We start from the raw sequence: 15,625 nt of genomic DNA on the forward strand, positions 1-15,625 counted from the left end.
TTTATTTCACCCCACTATTTACAGAATATATGCTTGCCTATTTGTTTAATTTGTGGTCGACCCCAAATCCATGCGCTAGTTGCTGTATCTGGATTAAAGTAATACAAAGCATGCCCAGTAGGATCCCATCCATTTATAGCATCTAACACGGCTTCTTTCGCTCTTTCATTTGGAGTAAGCCATATTTGTCCATCAGCAACCGCTGTAAAAGCACGTGGTTCAAAAATAACACCAGAGACTGTATTTGGGAATGTAGCACTATTAACTCTGTTTAGAATAACTGCCGCAACAGCTACTTGTCCTACATATGGCTCACCTCTTGCCTCACCATATACAGCATTAGCCATTAATTGAATATCATTTTGTGAAAACCCGTTTGGAACATTTGCTGCTGTTGCTTCTTTCCCAGTAGTATTTTCACCACCATTACTATTAGCTGTATTTTGTGGTGTTGGAGCGCTATTATTACCTGCTGCGGAACCTCCCTCAGCACTTGCCCCGTTATTGTTCTGATTTCCAGCTGTATTATTATTTTGGGTTGATTGTCCGCTATTATTTGTATTTTTTTGTGTTCCAACTTGCTTCTTCGCTGTATTATTGCTTGGTTTTTTTGCTGTTTTACTGCTTGATTTTTGTGTTGATTTTGGTTTTTTTGCTGTTTTATTACTTGATTTTTTCGCTGTCTTATCACTTGATTTTTTCGCTTGTTTTTTTGTTGTACTTTTATTAGTAGAAGAAGGAGTCTTTTGTTTCTCTAAATCAACTCCACCATAATGAGAAAACTTTTTCCCACGATTTATTTGTTCTTTTACAAATTGTTCATTGTATTTGGTTGCGCGAGCTAGCTTTTCTTTCGTTTTAGAGCCTGCTAAACCATCAATCGGCAATCCAAATTCATATTGAAAGTGCCTTAATGCCCAATACGTTTGCCAATCAAAAACACCATCAATCTTTCCATTATAATAACCTACGTATTGCAGTCTAGCTTGTAATTCAATAACGTCCTCCCCTACTGCGCCATGCTGAATAACTTGTTCAGAGAAAGCATGCACTTTTTGTTCATGAAAAGGGAATACTAGTAGTTCTACCATAACAAAAAGAATGACCGCAATTTTTGTGAGTAAAAACTTTTTATTCATGCTTATTACCCCCATAACTAAATACTATTAACATTAACTGTATTTTTTGTAGCAATTGGTTTTTTATACAAAAAAAAAGCAGAGTGATGTTTTTCACTCTACTTTCTTAAAACTGGTATTACTATTCATCCCTACTATAAAGAGGTTTAAGAAACTTCTTTTTTCTAAGTGGTAAATATTCCCCTTAATACTGGTTACATAGAAGTACCTGTCATTTTTTGAATTGGTTCCTTACTTAATTCTCTAGCACTCTTTACTTTTCTAAGTCCTAACCACCATAAATACAGCATAAATGGAGTAATAATAATCAGCCAGTTTTTTTCCATAGAAATAATATAATCATACACAGCATGAAGGAGGAAAGGAACAAGAAGGGAGTACACGAGCCATTTTCCTCTAGGCACAATGAATTTACCCTTCCCAAAATAATAACCCATAATTACCCCAAAAAGGGCGTGACTTGAAACAGGAAGCAACGCCCTTCCTATAGCATATTCTAGTCCATTCGCGACTAAGTAAAGGATATTTTCCATGGTAGCAAAACCTAATGAAACGGCAACTCCATATACTATACCATCATAAGGTTCGTCAAAATCAGCATGTTTTACTGCTGTATAAAAAAGGATAAACCATTTAAAAAATTCTTCTAATAAACTGGTAGTAATTAATGCGCTCCAAATCCCTTCTGGAATGACATTCTCTGTTTGTAGCACATATTGAATAAACATGATTGGAAAAACTAGAAGTGCGCCAGTGATAAAAGTACGCATCACTTGCGAAATTGGTTCTGAATCATATTGATCCTTTAAATAGAAATAACTTAATAATGCTAAACCAGGCGCTATTCCGGCTGAAAAAATCGCCAACATTTCATTTCCCCTTTTCCCCTGTTAAAGAGTGTTTGGACCTATCTATTTTTTTCTGAGATAGCTTTCGCTATTTGTGCACCGTGAAATTTGCCATTTTCGATGAAGATTTCATTTGCATCATTCCCAGCTGCAATTACCCCAGCAATAAATATCCCCTTCACATTCGTTTCCATTGTTTCCGGGTCAAATACAGGTCTCCCTGTTTCTTTCTCAATTCTAACACCCATGTTTTTTAAGAAATCATGGTCAGGGTGATATCCAGTCATCGCAAACACAAAATCATTTTCTATCTCATGAAGCTCACCATTTACTTCATATACAAGCGTAGCTTCTTTTATTTCAACCACATTTGCTTGAAATTCCATTTTTATTACTTCTCTTCGCACTAATGATTCAAACTCTGGTAATATCCAAGGCTTTATGCTTGAAGAATATTCACTACCTCTGTATAAAACGGTTACGTTTGCGCCAGCTTTCACAAGTTCAATTGCAGCATCCACACTTGAATTTTTCCCACCTATAACAGTTACATTATGATTGAAATAAGGATGTGCCTCTTTAAAATAATGCATTACCTTTTCCAACTCTTCACCTGGAACATTCATATAATTAGGATGGTCATAATATCCAGTCGCAACTACAATATAAGGAACTATATAATCTGCTTTTTTCGTATGAACAATAAACTCCATTCCTTCTGTTTTCTGAACCTCTAGTACCTCTTCGTATGCATTAATTCTCAGTTTTTTTCTTTTAACAACTTCTCGGTAATATACTAATGCCTGGTTACGATTGGGCTTATATTGTTCTGTTAAAAAAGCTACTTCTCCAATCTCCAGCTTCTCACTTGTACTGAAAAATGTCTGATGCGTCGGATAACCATGTATAGCATTTACGACATTTCCTTTTTCAATAATTAGTGGATTTATATTTATTTCCTTTAAAGCGATTGCCGCTGCCAGACCACATGGACCAGCACCAATTATAATTGCTTCTTCTCTTATCAAAATTGTTCACTCCTAACATTTTACAAAAAGGGCTAACCTCTAATGAAAGATTCTATTGATTTTAAATACACCTTATCCCAACAAACGAATCTTCAGTTATATAAAAAAGGGTTCCCCCAAAAAGGTCCAAAATAAAAAATCTCCTACCTATAAGGATAGGAGATTTTTGTAAATTCAGCAATAGCTTTGGGCAAATTTATATCCAACCACGGAATCTAGATGCTTCCGCCATTTTTCTAACTCCAACCATGTATGCCGCCAATCTCATATCTACACGACGTACTTCGGCAGTATCATAGATGTTTTTAAAGGATATGCTCATCACTTTTTCTAGCCTTTCTTCCACTTCTTCTTCTGTCCAGTAGTATCCTTGATTATTTTGAACCCATTCAAAATAAGAAACAGTTACTCCACCAGCTGAAGCTAAAACATCAGGAACTAATAAGATTCCTCTCTCTGTTAGAATACGGGTAGCTTCTAACGTAGTTGGTCCGTTCGCAGCCTCCACTACAATACTTGCTTTAATATTATGAGCATTTTGTTCTGTTATCTGGTTTTCAATAGCAGCAGGAACTAAAATATCACAATCTAATTCCAATAATTCTTTATTTGTAATTGTGTTATTAAATAAGTTAGTAACAGTGCCAAAACTATCTCTTCTATCTAATAAATAATCAATATCCAATCCTTCTGGATCATGCAAGGCTCCATATGCATCAGAAATACCAATTATCTTTGCCCCTGCGTCATGCATAAATTTAGCCAAAAAGCTACCTGCATTTCCAAATCCTTGAACGACAACTCGCGCTCCTTCAATAGAAATGCCTCTTCTTTTTGCAGCTTCACGTATACAAATTGTTACACCTTTTGCAGTAGCAGTTTCTCTTCCTTGTGACCCACCTAATACAAGTGGTTTACCTGTAATAAAGCCAGGTGAGTTAAATTCATCAATACGGCTATACTCGTCCATCATCCATGCCATAATCTGTGAATTAGTAAAAACATCTGGAGCAGGGATATCTTTAGTTGGACCAACAATTTGACTTATTGCACGTACATAGCCCCTGCTTAACCGTTCTAATTCTCTAAAGGACATATCTCGAGGATCACAGACTATTCCACCTTTTCCTCCACCATATGGAAGATCTACAATTCCACATTTCAAACTCATCCAAATAGATAGTGCTTTCACTTCTGTTTCAGTAACATTGGGATGAAAACGAATACCACCCTTTGTTGGTCCAACAGCATCGTTATGCTGAGCACGGTAGCCTGTGAAGATTTTTACAGTTCCATCATCCATTCTCACAGGGATTTTAACTGTCATCATTCGAATCGGCTCTTTTAATAATTCATAAACTTCATCTGAATACCCGAGTTTGTTTAAAGCTTTATGAATTACTGTTTGTGTTGACTTCAAAACATCGTGTTGCTCTTCTACATGATTCTTCTCATTTGATTTGTTGGCTACCATTAAGAAATCCTCCTAAAAAAACTACTTATTTTTACCTGTAGTTCTTCTTCATAAGAATAGTTATTTAGCTTCATTAATAGAATGGAAAACATATTTGTTGTCAAAACTTTATTTTTATTTATTAATTCAAAACATAGTATACACTTATACCTGCATGATGCAAGCATAATCAATGATACAATTGCCATCACACTACTATTTTAGGCAAAACGAGTGTAGCGCCCGCTTCCTGTTTTATCCTAATTAGGATTATTTTCTTTCCAAATAAATTCATTACTACTGTGGATAACTGTTTTTTATTCAACCTTCTACTAACAGTATATTCATTTAACGATTCTTTGTCCTACCTCACCCTCATTTAATTATCATTAATTATTACGATGGACTTAGCTTTCACTCGATTAAATTACTTGAGGCCAAACAAAAAAAGATAAATTTTCGGGAAGAATATCCCCATTTCATTTTAACACTTTCATCATGTTTTACCAATCATCAACTTATAAATTTTTATGTAGAATATTCCCTTTTTTTAAACACAACAAGATAGACGATTCCAAGTAATGCTAAAAGCGGCTTATCTCCAGTACCAGAGAATAACCTCAAAAAATGGAATCAATCTATCTTGTATATAGATATCAAAAATAATGTACTAATGTCTCAATTGCATTTTCTTTTTTTATCGTATTTCCATATTCTTCAATAATATATATACTCTTTAAACTCAAATCCCCAAACTCGCTTAAAATAGCAATAATTTGTTCTTCTTTATAAGTAGAAATATCGACAAAACATAAATAATACCTATCATTTAAATTATATAAAGAACCACCATTAAAATTATTCTGTACCAATTGCTTCGCGACATTTATGACGTCCTCTAAATCTGTGAATTCATATAATATATCCACTGTTTCCTCTACTGTTACTTGCATTTCTAAAAATCCTTCTGACAGGATTTCTTCTGCATCTTGGTCGCTTTCACTTATCGTTAAGATCATTACCATACCTTGAGCTTTCATTGAAAATATTTCAACAGCTACCGATCCATGTATCTCCATGTCAAACAAATCATTTGCTTCTTCAAGCATTTCATGAAAAAAATACTGCCATTTTATCGAGTCTTTCCATATATCTTCCTTTGTCAATCCACGTTCATACAAATCATCGGTGGTCAGATGGATTTTAATTCTATTGCTATTTAATCTCTCCAAACGCATGACTACGCCTCCTGCTCCTTGAAAAAACTCTTACTGCAGTTTATGAAAAGAAGGAGTAATCGGTGAGTATTATTACAAATTCGTTCCTAATACAAAAATAAAAAGCCAACTATTCATAACAATAATTGGCTTTCGACAGTCAAAAAAATTAATTTTCTGCATCACTTTTATGTTGTATTCTGATAATATGAGTTTCAGGCTTTGCACCTAATCTCAAAGGAATATTTGTTGTGCCATATCCATTACTAACAAATAAAGTAGTATTTCCAATAACCTTTGTTCCACCTAATTCATATGGACCGAAACCAAATAGCCTAATCTGACCGCCATGAGTGTGACCACTCAACACTAAGGAAATCTGATTTTCTGCTTCTAGTTTTTCCATTATTTTCGGATTATGACTAACTAATAATTTAAAATTAGTTTCCTCTGCGTATTCTAGCGCTTTTTCTAAATCATCATACTCTAATGAATAATCTTCAATGCCTATTAAAGACCAGCTCTCTCCATTTGGTGAAGGAAAATTAATTGCCTCATTATTCAATAGAACGATTCCCTCTTCTACTAACAAGGCTTCTAACACATCACGCTCTATTTCATAATCATTATTCCCCCAAACAAAATAAACAGGGCCAATTTGTTTTAACTTCCGAAGATTTTCTCGAGTTTTCTCTAATTTCACTCCCTTTTCTAAAAGGTCTCCCCCTATTATTACCATTTCTGCTACGTCCATAGCCTCTGTAAAAATGGAATCATCTATTGCTCTTCGATGTATATCTGAAATAAAAAAAAGCGTAATATCTTGCAGGGAGGAAGGAAAATTAGGAAAGTAGAATATTTCATATTTCACGTGATTTTCATTTGCAATATTTTTCATATGTAAAATCAATGCAATACTAAATAAAATAAGTAAAATAAAAACAGCAAAGAAAAAAACCATATAACCCTCCCAATTTTTCTTTTCAAAGGTGCTTCTTTTATTTTAATACACCTTCTCATGATTTTACCAATTTCAAGAATTTTTTTCTAATTCATTCTTTATAATGCCACTGATTAATTATATTCTCGAACCTTTCCTATATTATAAAAATATATTTCAGTCAAAGAATTATCTACTTCTAATAAAGAGCGGTGGTACTTCTTTAAAAGCAAGCATGTAAATAAATTTCTAGACATATGATGTAAAGTATACCATTAAAAAGGAGGAATCATTATGCCTTCATTCTACAAAGAATATCAACCCTATATTAGTCCCTTTGACCCTTGTCCACCGATAAAAACAAAAGTATATTCTACACCACCTAATTTATATCTAGGTTTTCAACCACCTCATCTTCCCCAGTTTAGTCCAATGGAAGCATTAAAAGCTGGTACCTTATGGAAAACCTTTTACGACCCTTACTACAGTCCATATGAAAAAAAGAGATAAGGGAGTGATACATCAATGAAGCAACTTCCACCCGAATACTATCAACTATTAGAACAGCTCCAAGCAATTGACTTCGTTCTCGTCGAACTTACCTTATATTTAGATACCCATCATCATGATCAAGATGCCATTAATCAATTTAACCATTATGTAAAAGAACGAGAAAAATTCAAAAAGTTATATGAAAGCAAATACGGTCCTTTATTGCAATATGGAAATAGCCCATCTGGTTCACCATGGGATTGGGATTCTGCCCCATGGCCTTGGCAAGTATAAAAGCAAGTTAAATTATCTAATTTGGCGATAAAGGAGAATGGAATCTTATGTGGTTATATGAAAAAAAATTACAATACCCTGTTAAAGTGAGTACCTGTAATCCAATGCTTGCAAAATTTTTAATTGAACAATATGGAGGTGCGGATGGAGAGCTTGCAGCAGCATTACGATACTTAAATCAAAGGTATTCAATACCTGATCGTGTAATTGGATTATTAACAGACATAGGAACAGAAGAGTTCGCCCATTTGGAAATGATTGCAACTATGATATATAAATTGACGAAAGATGCCACACCAGATCAATTAAAAGCTGCTGGTCTTGGTGATCACTATGTTAATCATGATCATGCTTTATTTTATCATGATGCTGCGGGCAATCCTTGGACCGCAACGTATATACAAGCAAAAGGGGATCCAATTGCGGATCTTTATGAGGATATTGCAGCAGAGGAAAAAGCTAGAGCAACTTACCAATGGATTATCAACATGAGTGATGACCCAGATTTAAATGATAGCCTACGTTTTCTAAGAGAGCGAGAGATTGTACATTCCCAACGATTTAGAGAGGCAGTCGAAATTATCAAAGAGGATCGACAGCAGCGAAAGATTTTTTAAACTATTTTTCCGTTATTAAACAAAAAGATACCTACATTTGGTATCTTTTTGTTTTTACATTGATTCCTTTTTATTAATAAGTATCCTTAATCCAACTATTTTTATTTTGCTTGATGGAATAAATTAATATCATAGGAATCCTTGATTTTATTATAAATTTCATGTCTGCTATTCCAAGTCTCACTATGCCCAAATAAATCCTTGCTTTTATCAATGAATTCACAGCGCAAATCATGAAATTCTTTTTCTGCTTTATCCCTTTTTTGTCTCATTAGATTCATATAACCAAATGCTCCAATTATAAATAAAAGGATATATAGATTCATACTTTCTTCTACATATACCGAAAACATGGCTGCAAACGAATGAGAATAAGGGATAGCAATATGTTTATACAGCCAAAGAAAATAACAAAAGGCTGAAAAGATGGTAAACCACATCATAATTAAATGTCGATTTTTTAACTTATCAAACTTTTGCTTTTTCTCGATTATTTTTAGCAAAACTTTTTTAGTTGTTCCATCTAACAAATAGTTTTCAGGGAAGATTGAGGGTTCCAAAATCACTTCCTCCTTTACATAGCGCATTTTATAAGTCTGTCATTTGCACCATAAAGCTTTTATGCAAAAACAACATATCTAATAATCTCGCTTTACTATACAATATGTAATTGGAGGACAAGTTAGAATCGTTTAATTATGGTTCTAGTACAATTTTTAAAGTTTGCCCCAATTGAACCTGATCTGTTGTCATATTATTCGCAGATTTAATTTTAGCTATCCCATCTCCGCTAGGAAAATATTTTAAAGCAATTCGATATAAAGTTTCTCCCTTTGCTACAGTGTGATACACTATCTTCTCATCAGGATTTATTTGTTGATTAACTTCAGCCTCTTCTTCTTTTGGTTCTTCTTTTGGTTCTTCTTTTTTCTGTACATTATTTGTTGGCTTCTCCGATTCAGACATTTCCTCTTTGGATTTATCCTCCTCTTCGTCTAAAGCTTTTTCCCTTACATTATCATCCGCTATAGTTTCTTCTTCCGTTGTGCTATTTTGTATTACGATTTCTTCTTGTTCTTCCTGATTAGCACGTTTGGATTCATTATATGATGCATTTTCTTTTTGAATATTAACATTCTCAAATAGTCCAGAAGTATTTTCTGTTGTTAAAAGATTCGAAAAATCTTTCCCATTTAATAAACTATTTATTAATAATAGCAAGACTGGTAGTAACACAAATAAAAACGCTAATAAACTAATAATCGGTACTTTTATCTTTTTATTTTTATTTTTATTTTTATGAACGGTGCTTCTTGAAGGTAATGAAGACTCAACTTGTTCCTCCTCTTTTTCCTCTTCCTTTATCACTTTCTTAAGTCGTTGTTTTTGTAATTCTGCTTGAACCCTATATGGATCCTCTTTTTTCATTAACATCCCATCCTTACAATTCCCCATTTAAATTTCCCAAGTAAAGGAGTATATCGCTCCATTAATCGTTCACTTTGATGTGCTAGTTTGCTTATGAAATAATTTGAACCGAATAATACAGCCGAGCAGGAAATCAATAAAAAAATGCATGATTACTGTAACCCAGAGATTTTCTGTTACTTCAAATAATACTCCTATAACAATACTTACTACTACAACATTAACAAATAAAATTGGATTAAATAAATAGCGATAATGTAAAATAGCAAAAAGCAGACAACTTAGAAGTAGCCCTAAATTGGTCTGGAGAACTCCTCTAAAAAGCATTTCTTCGCTAAATGCTACTATTAAAGCTATGAACGCAATATGAAAAGGATGTCTATTTTGAAAAATCCGCTTGTTCACGCCTCCATCATCATGGTAATGAGTAGAATAACGATTCATCAGCCAAATATCCATTATTACTACGGTTATCCCTGCTATAATACCAATTATAAAATCCGACAAATCATACTTAAATAACTTTGTTATCGGAGGATTCGATTGAAAAATGATTAAATGTAAAGTGAACGCTACAATTAATAGGATAATTTGCGTGATATATACATTTTTTAATAGCTCGCGGTCTGTTAATTGGTTGATTAACTCCGTATATTTTGCTTTATTCATCCACATTGCCTACTTTTATATATTTAAAATAGAAGCTAACTGTTCTTTCCAATCAACTAGTACTTTATTCTGCTTATTATTCCTATTATGAAAGAAAATGGATAACTCTAATCCGCATCTGTCACAACATTTTTTGTGATTTCGAGTTTCAAACTTTTCTCCGAAATATTCCAATATATACTGTCTTCGGCAGCTTTCAGACTGTAACCAGGCAATTAACTCTTGTATCTTTAGTTTTTTACCGTTTACTCGCTCATGCCGAAATTTACTATATAATGCAAGAGAGCGCAATAACTCTTCCATTGATTTATTTTGTGGCTCAATATATGACTCTAAAACTCGCCATTGTGTTTCTGTAAAAAACATTTCTAACTGGCAACTTTCTTTTTTCAACCAATCGTCATATGTTGGGTATTTACTTAAGCGTACTTTCCATTTATTAATTTGCAATTCATCTGGAAGCTCTGTTTCGATTAACTGATAAGCAATCCATTCATCTCCTGGTGTGTATAGAACAATGGAAACACTCTGTTTTCCATCTCTGCCCGCTCTTCCAATTTCCTGAAGATAAGATTCTAATTGCGTTGGCAAATGATAATGGATAATGAAGCGGATATCTTCCTTGTTAATCCCCATCCCAAATGCACTTGTAGCACAAATAACATCTAACTGTCCAGTTTGAAATTGTTGTTGTACAAGAATTCGATCTTCTTGTGACATTCCTCCATGATAGGCCATTATTCGTTTAGAAGCTCTTTCTTTTAAGAAAGCAGCAGTCTGTTCAGCCAACTTTTTACTGGAGAAATACACAATTCCTTGCCCATTTAACACTTGGATATATTCGAGAAGTTTCTCCATTTTTTCTTGAGTATGGGCTAATTCTTCAATATTTATCCCAATATTGGATCGATCAACAGAATAAATAATTTCCTCTACTTCTTCTAAATTTAACGACCTATTTATATCTTTTCGAATTTCTTCTGTAGCTGTTGCTGTTAAAGCTAAAGTTAAAGGGTTATTCAATTTCTGTCGAATTTCCCCTAATTTTTGATAATCCGGTCGAAAATCATATCCCCATTGCGAAATACAATGTGCTTCATCGATAACAAATAAGCAAATCTTCATTTTTTGAAAAATTGCAAGAACATGTGGCATTGAAATCATTTCTGGGGAAATAAATATATATTTATATTGGTTAATTTGCTTCAATACTCGATTTTTTTCTGTTGGTGTAAGAAAGGAATTTAAAGCAACTACTCTTTTTTCCCCTTTCATCTTCATTTGTTCTACTTGATCTTGCATTAAAGATAAAAGTGGAGAAATTATGATTACCGTTCCTTCTAAGAGTCTTCCAGCTAACTGGTAGCATAATGACTTCCCTGTTCCAGTTGGCAGCATCGCAAGTGTATGTTTATGATTAAGAATCGAAGCAATTGTTTCTTTCTGACCGCCCCGAAAATGAGTTAATTGAAAGTACTCTTTTAGTTTTTCTTCTAATTTCATGATGACTCACCATACCTTGCCATTACCACACGTATCTCAAAATAAGAGACATCCACTAATTGTTCCTTGATTACTTTTAAAGATTTAGAGGATAATTGCTCGATGGTATTTTTAATTCGTATTATCTTTTCCTTGCTAACTAGACTATGGACTGGAAACTCTGGGACATTTAATAGTATTTCAATAATATGATCCTCAATTGTACTTTGCTTTAGATTTCTTAGATGAACAATTTCCTCGATGTTATAACCTTTTTGTATAAGCGTGTATGTTTTTGCAGTTGAAGCTGTAAGTGTAATGTTTCTCTTACTCCCCTGTATCATATGACATAATAGTGGATATTCCTTCTCATTAGAGATGATTGTATCTATCATATAATGAAGAATACTAATAAATGATAACTGATATCTGGCCGGATCTATTTTCAATTCTAAAGCAGCTTGATCTGCAGTAAGACCTATTTCTCGGATGCCAGTTAATCTATGCGTTAAGATTACTGGATCTATTTCTATCCCATCAAGACATTTTACTATATCTTTATAGAGATATTTATGAATTTCGCTTCTTTCCACAGATATTGAATGCAAAGTATCCTTCAACCATAATTGTGTTACAGGATTCCTTTGAACGGGAATATAGCGAATGCTGTTTTCTGACAAATGCGAAGCAACTTGTACAAGTAAAGACATTCTTTGCCAAAACGGTTCTGTTACTGCATGAAATCTCCAACCGTTCAAATAATTTGGAAGAGGATTCATCTTTAACAAATTCTCCAACTCCAACTTTCTAGCATCATTAATAATATAGTGGTTATCTCCTACCTTTACGATCCATTTTTCCTTATATAATGTATATATAACATCATCTAATTGCTCTCTGGTTAATGTGGGAAAGGATTGAAATAAGGAGGTTAACTGAAAAATATGAATATCTTGGATTGTTTGTGATGATTTTTTCCCATTCAAAATATGAAGAATAGAGTAAACGGTCCTTTCCCCATTCATTTTATATAAACAGTTTAGAATAATTATTTTCATAAAGGACATACATTCATCTTCCTCTTATGTTTGACAAATTTTGTTGAAATTTGTTTGTAATATTTCTTTTATTTTACCATGAATTCTATTATTTGGTGAACTTTGATATCACAACCTCATTAGTTTTTTTCAATAGCGAAACTCTTTTTCTTAATGAAATCAATTAAGTTTTTGACTATTTTAAGAAAAGTTATTCTTACTTTCTACTTTTTATCTGTCTTTTTTATTGAAAAGTTAAAGATTCAGTCTTACAATAAGATAATAGTAAGGAGTATGCCAGTCATGTATATACTCCGTATGAATAACACTGGAGGTTTTTTTACTCATGACAAAATATACAATTGTTGATAAAGACACATGTATTGCATGTGGAGCTTGCGGAGCAGCGGCACCTGATATTTATGATTATGATGACGAAGGTATTGCTTTCGTTATGCTAGATGATAATCAAGGAACAGTTGAAGTACCTGAAGTATTATTAGATGATATGCTAGATGCTTTTGAAGGTTGTCCGACTGATTCGATTAAAGTAGCAGACGAATCCTTTGATGGAGATCCTCTAAAATTCGAATAGTTTTCTTTATCATACACCGAACAGAAAGGAATAATGTATCCTTTCTGTTCTTTATTTGCGTTAATTTATAATTTGTAGCATATAAAAAAGCAGTTCATGAATGTGAACTGCTTTTTATATTTATTTTTATTAAACGTTTCTAGTTGGGATTTGTTTATTAATCCACACACCCATTTTCGAGAATACTAACGCAAAGATTATCGAAATAATTATTCCTTTTAACAGATTAAATGGAATAATCGCTGAAAGAATCGTTTGTTTTAATATAGTAGTGTCATTCGGTATTTTCATTAATGCATTATAGAATGGTAACATGATAAAGTAATTAAACAGACTTAATAAAGTAGTCATGATTAAAATACTTAAAGTTAAACCGATAGCCATTCCTTTTTTAGATTTTATTTTATTGTAAATAAAATAAGTTGGTAAGATGAACGAGATTCCTGCGAGAAAGTTTGCAAAATGTCCAACTGGAACACCTGTTTCACTTCCTGTTATTAAATAATCCAATATATTTTTTATTAACTCAACTAATATTCCCGCTCCTGGACCTAAAATAAGTGCGGCTACTAATGCAGGAATATCACTAAAATCAACCTTTAAGTAGCTTGGAAATGGTGGAATTGGGAATTTAAGCATCATTAGCACATACGCTAAACTACTCATCATTCCAATTAAAACATACTTTCTTACATTCATTTTTTTCTTCATTTTTTTCTCTCCTTCTTTTTAGGATCCATCTACCTAAGAAGAAAGATTCAGCAATTTATTAAGAATGTGGCAAATAAAAACCCTCAAGCTATATAGACTTGAGGGAGAAATTTTAAAGGCTGCATGCTTAATAAACGTTCTAAAAAGATAATTTTGAACGATTGCAGAACCTCCATCTTCTCCCATCCAGACTTTACTGTCGGTTTTGGAATTTCACCAAATCAACCTACCGAAGTAGGGTCACGGACTTTGAGTACAAGACTCATCACCGTCGGTCGGGAATTTCACCCTGCCCCGAAGATAGACCAATATTAATTTATTGTTTTACAATTGTTATTATACATTAAACAATCAATATTTGTGAAGAAGTTTGCTTATAATTTCAAACTTTGTTCACATATTCACATTCGTATCTTCCATTCATTCAAAAAGAGTTCACAACATACTATAATAACCATCCATGCTGAATAGTATGTTGTGAACTCTTTTCGCACTAATTCTTTTTTATAATTTGACAAGATTTGGAGACATTCCTTATTATGTAATCGTCTTTAAGTATAATCCTCTCTTTTCTCCTCCATAAGATACTTACTACTTTTTAAATAGATACTCGCTTTCTTGTATGGAATTGTTGAATATTCGGATTCATCTTCCTCCAGATTTATCTCCATTTCTTTCATACTTCTCTTTATGTACTCTTCTTCTAACTTTTTTTCTTCCTCTTGAAATGAATCTAATTTAGGAGAGTGAATAGGTTCTACTGTTGGTTTACTTGTTACTTCCTCTGTTTCTTCTTGCACCGTAATTTTTACTGCCTGACCGACTTGTACATTTCCTAAAACCAAAATTGGATTTATTGCATTTTCTTTTGTAACTGTCCATTCTTTATTATGTATTTCAAAATGCAAATGAACACCGGATGAGTGCCCTGTATTTCCCATTCCCCCTATTAATTCACCCTTTTTCACTAACTGATCTTCATTTACAAACCGCTTACTTAAATGAGCATACACAGTTTCTAGATCATTCTCATGCTTAACAAAAATGACATTTCCATAGGATTGAGAGTAATAAGACTTTGTTACAACCCCTTCATCCACGACATACACATGGTCTCCTAAATTACCTGCAATATCTATTCCTTTATGTGTACCATTCCTAGTATTAAAGGTATCTGTAATGATTCCTTCACTCGGCCAAGTCCACGTCTTCGTTCGTTCAGATAGGGAGAGTGTTTCTGCTTGTGAATGTTTGCCCCCTAAGAACAATAAGCTTATAAATAAAAGCATAATAGCCGCTATAAGTATTCTCCTAATATAGTCTCCCATTTAGTTTCCTCCTGTTCCATTAGTATCATAAAAATGTTAATTTTTGAATATTTAATTCCATTATGTATAGATTATTATTCCATTATTAATTAACTGACCCTTCTACCATCTTCTCTTTCAACTTATGAGTACATGTTCATTGTTAGAACTATAGAATACCAAGGCAAAAAAATGTGATATTTTTTACACATATAGAAAATCTGATGTTGTTTCAAAAAAGAAACAAAAATTATTTTATACATCTATTCTTTTTTTATCCATTTTATTTCTGATTTATCAATATCTCATAAAAAATCACAGGTGAATTTCCCCATTTATATAGCGTATAATTAGCAAAAATAAACACC

The 15,625-nt window shown here is 33.1% G+C and carries 17 protein-coding genes and 1 riboswitch; of the genes, 4 read left to right on the forward strand and 13 right to left on the reverse strand.

The genetic code is table 11. The annotated features are described in order from the left end of the window. Nucleotides 1-14: 14 nt before the first annotated feature. The 6 genes from sleB to NYE52_RS13495 form a co-directional block, all read right to left on the reverse strand. Complete coding sequence (gene sleB / locus NYE52_RS13470) at nucleotides 15-1,139, reverse strand: spore cortex-lytic enzyme (protein ID WP_341193537.1); 1,125 nt, start codon at nucleotides 1,137-1,139, stop codon at nucleotides 15-17. A gap of 194 nt (nucleotides 1,140-1,333) precedes the next feature. Beyond that, a complete protein-coding gene (gene prsW / locus NYE52_RS13475) occupies nucleotides 1,334-2,008 on the reverse strand; it encodes a glutamic-type intramembrane protease PrsW (protein ID WP_341193538.1) in 675 nt (224 codons plus the stop codon). A 38-nt stretch (nucleotides 2,009-2,046) separates the two neighbouring features. Beyond that, nucleotides 2,047-3,015 carry a YpdA family putative bacillithiol disulfide reductase gene (locus tag NYE52_RS13480; protein WP_341193539.1) on the reverse strand — a complete coding sequence of 323 codons (969 nt, stop codon included), beginning with the start codon at nucleotides 3,013-3,015 and terminating at the stop codon, nucleotides 2,047-2,049. Nucleotides 3,016-3,211: 196 nt separating this feature from the next. Beyond that, a complete protein-coding gene (locus NYE52_RS13485; protein ID WP_341193540.1) occupies nucleotides 3,212-4,489 on the reverse strand; it encodes a Glu/Leu/Phe/Val family dehydrogenase in 1,278 nt (425 codons plus the stop codon). A gap of 635 nt (nucleotides 4,490-5,124) precedes the next feature. Next, a complete protein-coding gene (locus tag NYE52_RS13490) occupies nucleotides 5,125-5,706 on the reverse strand; it encodes an adaptor protein MecA (protein WP_341193541.1) in 582 nt (193 codons plus the stop codon). 148 nt (nucleotides 5,707-5,854) lie between these two features. Continuing rightward, the gene (locus NYE52_RS13495) at nucleotides 5,855-6,646 is read right to left on the reverse strand and encodes a metallophosphoesterase (protein ID WP_341193542.1); all 792 of its coding nucleotides are present in this window, start codon (nucleotides 6,644-6,646) and stop codon (nucleotides 5,855-5,857) included. 273 nt (nucleotides 6,647-6,919) lie between these two features. Between NYE52_RS13495 and NYE52_RS13500 the strand changes: the two genes are divergently transcribed. Genes NYE52_RS13500 through NYE52_RS13510 form a run of 3 tightly spaced genes read left to right on the forward strand, consistent with a single transcriptional unit; the run spans nucleotide 6,920 to nucleotide 8,028 of the window. Further along, a complete protein-coding gene (locus NYE52_RS13500) occupies nucleotides 6,920-7,135 on the forward strand; it encodes a spore coat associated protein CotJA (protein WP_341193543.1) in 216 nt (71 codons plus the stop codon). Between the two features lie 15 nt (nucleotides 7,136-7,150). Further along, nucleotides 7,151-7,411, forward strand: a complete 261-nt coding sequence (locus tag NYE52_RS13505; RefSeq protein ID WP_341193544.1) for a spore coat protein CotJB — start codon at nucleotides 7,151-7,153, stop codon at nucleotides 7,409-7,411. A gap of 47 nt (nucleotides 7,412-7,458) precedes the next feature. Then, entirely contained in the window at nucleotides 7,459-8,028 is a 570-nt protein-coding gene (locus NYE52_RS13510) for a manganese catalase family protein (protein WP_312098608.1), read from the forward strand. 101 nt (nucleotides 8,029-8,129) lie between these two features. On the opposite strand, the gene NYE52_RS13515 is transcribed toward NYE52_RS13510, so the two are convergent. The 5 genes from NYE52_RS13515 to NYE52_RS13535 form a co-directional block, all read right to left on the reverse strand. Further along, the gene (locus NYE52_RS13515) at nucleotides 8,130-8,588 is read right to left on the reverse strand and encodes a DUF2663 family protein (protein WP_341193545.1); all 459 of its coding nucleotides are present in this window, start codon (nucleotides 8,586-8,588) and stop codon (nucleotides 8,130-8,132) included. A gap of 136 nt (nucleotides 8,589-8,724) precedes the next feature. Then, nucleotides 8,725-9,456, reverse strand: coding sequence for a LysM peptidoglycan-binding domain-containing protein (locus tag NYE52_RS13520; RefSeq protein WP_341193546.1), 732 nt, complete (start codon nucleotides 9,454-9,456; stop codon nucleotides 8,725-8,727). Nucleotides 9,457-9,525: 69 nt separating this feature from the next. Beyond that, on the reverse strand, nucleotides 9,526-10,125 hold the full coding sequence (locus tag NYE52_RS13525; protein ID WP_341193547.1) for a type II CAAX endopeptidase family protein: 600 nt from the start codon (nucleotides 10,123-10,125) through the stop codon (nucleotides 9,526-9,528). Between the two features lie 15 nt (nucleotides 10,126-10,140). Further along, on the reverse strand, nucleotides 10,141-11,628 hold the full coding sequence (locus tag NYE52_RS13530) for a RecQ family ATP-dependent DNA helicase (RefSeq protein WP_341193548.1): 1,488 nt from the start codon (nucleotides 11,626-11,628) through the stop codon (nucleotides 10,141-10,143). Continuing rightward, nucleotides 11,625-12,674, reverse strand: a complete 1,050-nt coding sequence (locus NYE52_RS13535; protein WP_341193549.1) for a helix-turn-helix domain-containing protein — start codon at nucleotides 12,672-12,674, stop codon at nucleotides 11,625-11,627. The genes NYE52_RS13530 and NYE52_RS13535 overlap by 4 nt, the downstream gene beginning before the upstream one ends. Nucleotides 12,675-12,990: 316 nt before the next feature. Between NYE52_RS13535 and NYE52_RS13540 the strand changes: the two genes are divergently transcribed. Further along, the gene (locus tag NYE52_RS13540; protein WP_341193550.1) at nucleotides 12,991-13,239 is read left to right on the forward strand and encodes a ferredoxin; all 249 of its coding nucleotides are present in this window, start codon (nucleotides 12,991-12,993) and stop codon (nucleotides 13,237-13,239) included. Between the two features lie 129 nt (nucleotides 13,240-13,368). Here NYE52_RS13540 and NYE52_RS13545 read toward each other — a convergent pair whose 3' ends face one another. Both NYE52_RS13545 and NYE52_RS13550 read right to left on the reverse strand, forming a co-directional pair. Further along, entirely contained in the window at nucleotides 13,369-13,950 is a 582-nt protein-coding gene (locus tag NYE52_RS13545) for an ECF transporter S component (protein ID WP_341193551.1), read from the reverse strand. A gap of 170 nt (nucleotides 13,951-14,120) precedes the next feature. Then, nucleotides 14,121-14,256, reverse strand: a riboswitch (FMN riboswitch). A 245-nt stretch (nucleotides 14,257-14,501) separates the two neighbouring features. Beyond that, nucleotides 14,502-15,278: a M23 family metallopeptidase gene (locus tag NYE52_RS13550; protein ID WP_341193552.1), complete on the reverse strand. Its 777-nt coding sequence runs from the start codon at nucleotides 15,276-15,278 to the stop codon at nucleotides 14,502-14,504. Nucleotides 15,279-15,625: the final 347 nt, after the last annotated feature.

The organism is Niallia sp. FSL W8-0635 (assembly GCF_038007965.1).
Classification (GTDB): domain Bacteria; phylum Bacillota; class Bacilli; order Bacillales; family Cytobacillaceae; genus Niallia.

Excerpts from the sequence above, each read along its gene's own strand:
- NYE52_RS13500 (WP_341193543.1), top strand. The coding sequence starts at position 6,920 with ATGCCTTCATTCTACAAAGAATATCAACCCTATATTAGTCCCTTTGAC.
- NYE52_RS13495 (WP_341193542.1), bottom strand. The coding sequence starts at position 6,646 with ATGGTTTTTTTCTTTGCTGTTTTTATTTTACTTATTTTATTTAGTATT.
- NYE52_RS13510 (WP_312098608.1), top strand. The coding sequence starts at position 7,459 with ATGTGGTTATATGAAAAAAAATTACAATACCCTGTTAAAGTGAGTACC.
- sleB (WP_341193537.1), bottom strand. The coding sequence starts at position 1,139 with ATGAATAAAAAGTTTTTACTCACAAAAATTGCGGTCATTCTTTTTGTT.
- NYE52_RS13485 (WP_341193540.1), bottom strand. The coding sequence starts at position 4,489 with ATGGTAGCCAACAAATCAAATGAGAAGAATCATGTAGAAGAGCAACAC.
- NYE52_RS13525 (WP_341193547.1), bottom strand. The coding sequence starts at position 10,125 with ATGAATAAAGCAAAATATACGGAGTTAATCAACCAATTAACAGACCGC.
- NYE52_RS13520 (WP_341193546.1), bottom strand. The coding sequence starts at position 9,456 with ATGAAAAAAGAGGATCCATATAGGGTTCAAGCAGAATTACAAAAACAA.
- NYE52_RS13535 (WP_341193549.1), bottom strand. The coding sequence starts at position 12,674 with ATGTCCTTTATGAAAATAATTATTCTAAACTGTTTATATAAAATGAAT.
- NYE52_RS13540 (WP_341193550.1), top strand. The coding sequence starts at position 12,991 with ATGACAAAATATACAATTGTTGATAAAGACACATGTATTGCATGTGGA.
- prsW (WP_341193538.1), bottom strand. The coding sequence starts at position 2,008 with ATGTTGGCGATTTTTTCAGCCGGAATAGCGCCTGGTTTAGCATTATTA.
- NYE52_RS13505 (WP_341193544.1), top strand. The coding sequence starts at position 7,151 with ATGAAGCAACTTCCACCCGAATACTATCAACTATTAGAACAGCTCCAA.
- NYE52_RS13545 (WP_341193551.1), bottom strand. The coding sequence starts at position 13,950 with ATGAAGAAAAAAATGAATGTAAGAAAGTATGTTTTAATTGGAATGATG.
- NYE52_RS13550 (WP_341193552.1), bottom strand. The coding sequence starts at position 15,278 with ATGGGAGACTATATTAGGAGAATACTTATAGCGGCTATTATGCTTTTA.
- NYE52_RS13530 (WP_341193548.1), bottom strand. The coding sequence starts at position 11,628 with ATGAAATTAGAAGAAAAACTAAAAGAGTACTTTCAATTAACTCATTTT.
- NYE52_RS13490 (WP_341193541.1), bottom strand. The coding sequence starts at position 5,706 with ATGCGTTTGGAGAGATTAAATAGCAATAGAATTAAAATCCATCTGACC.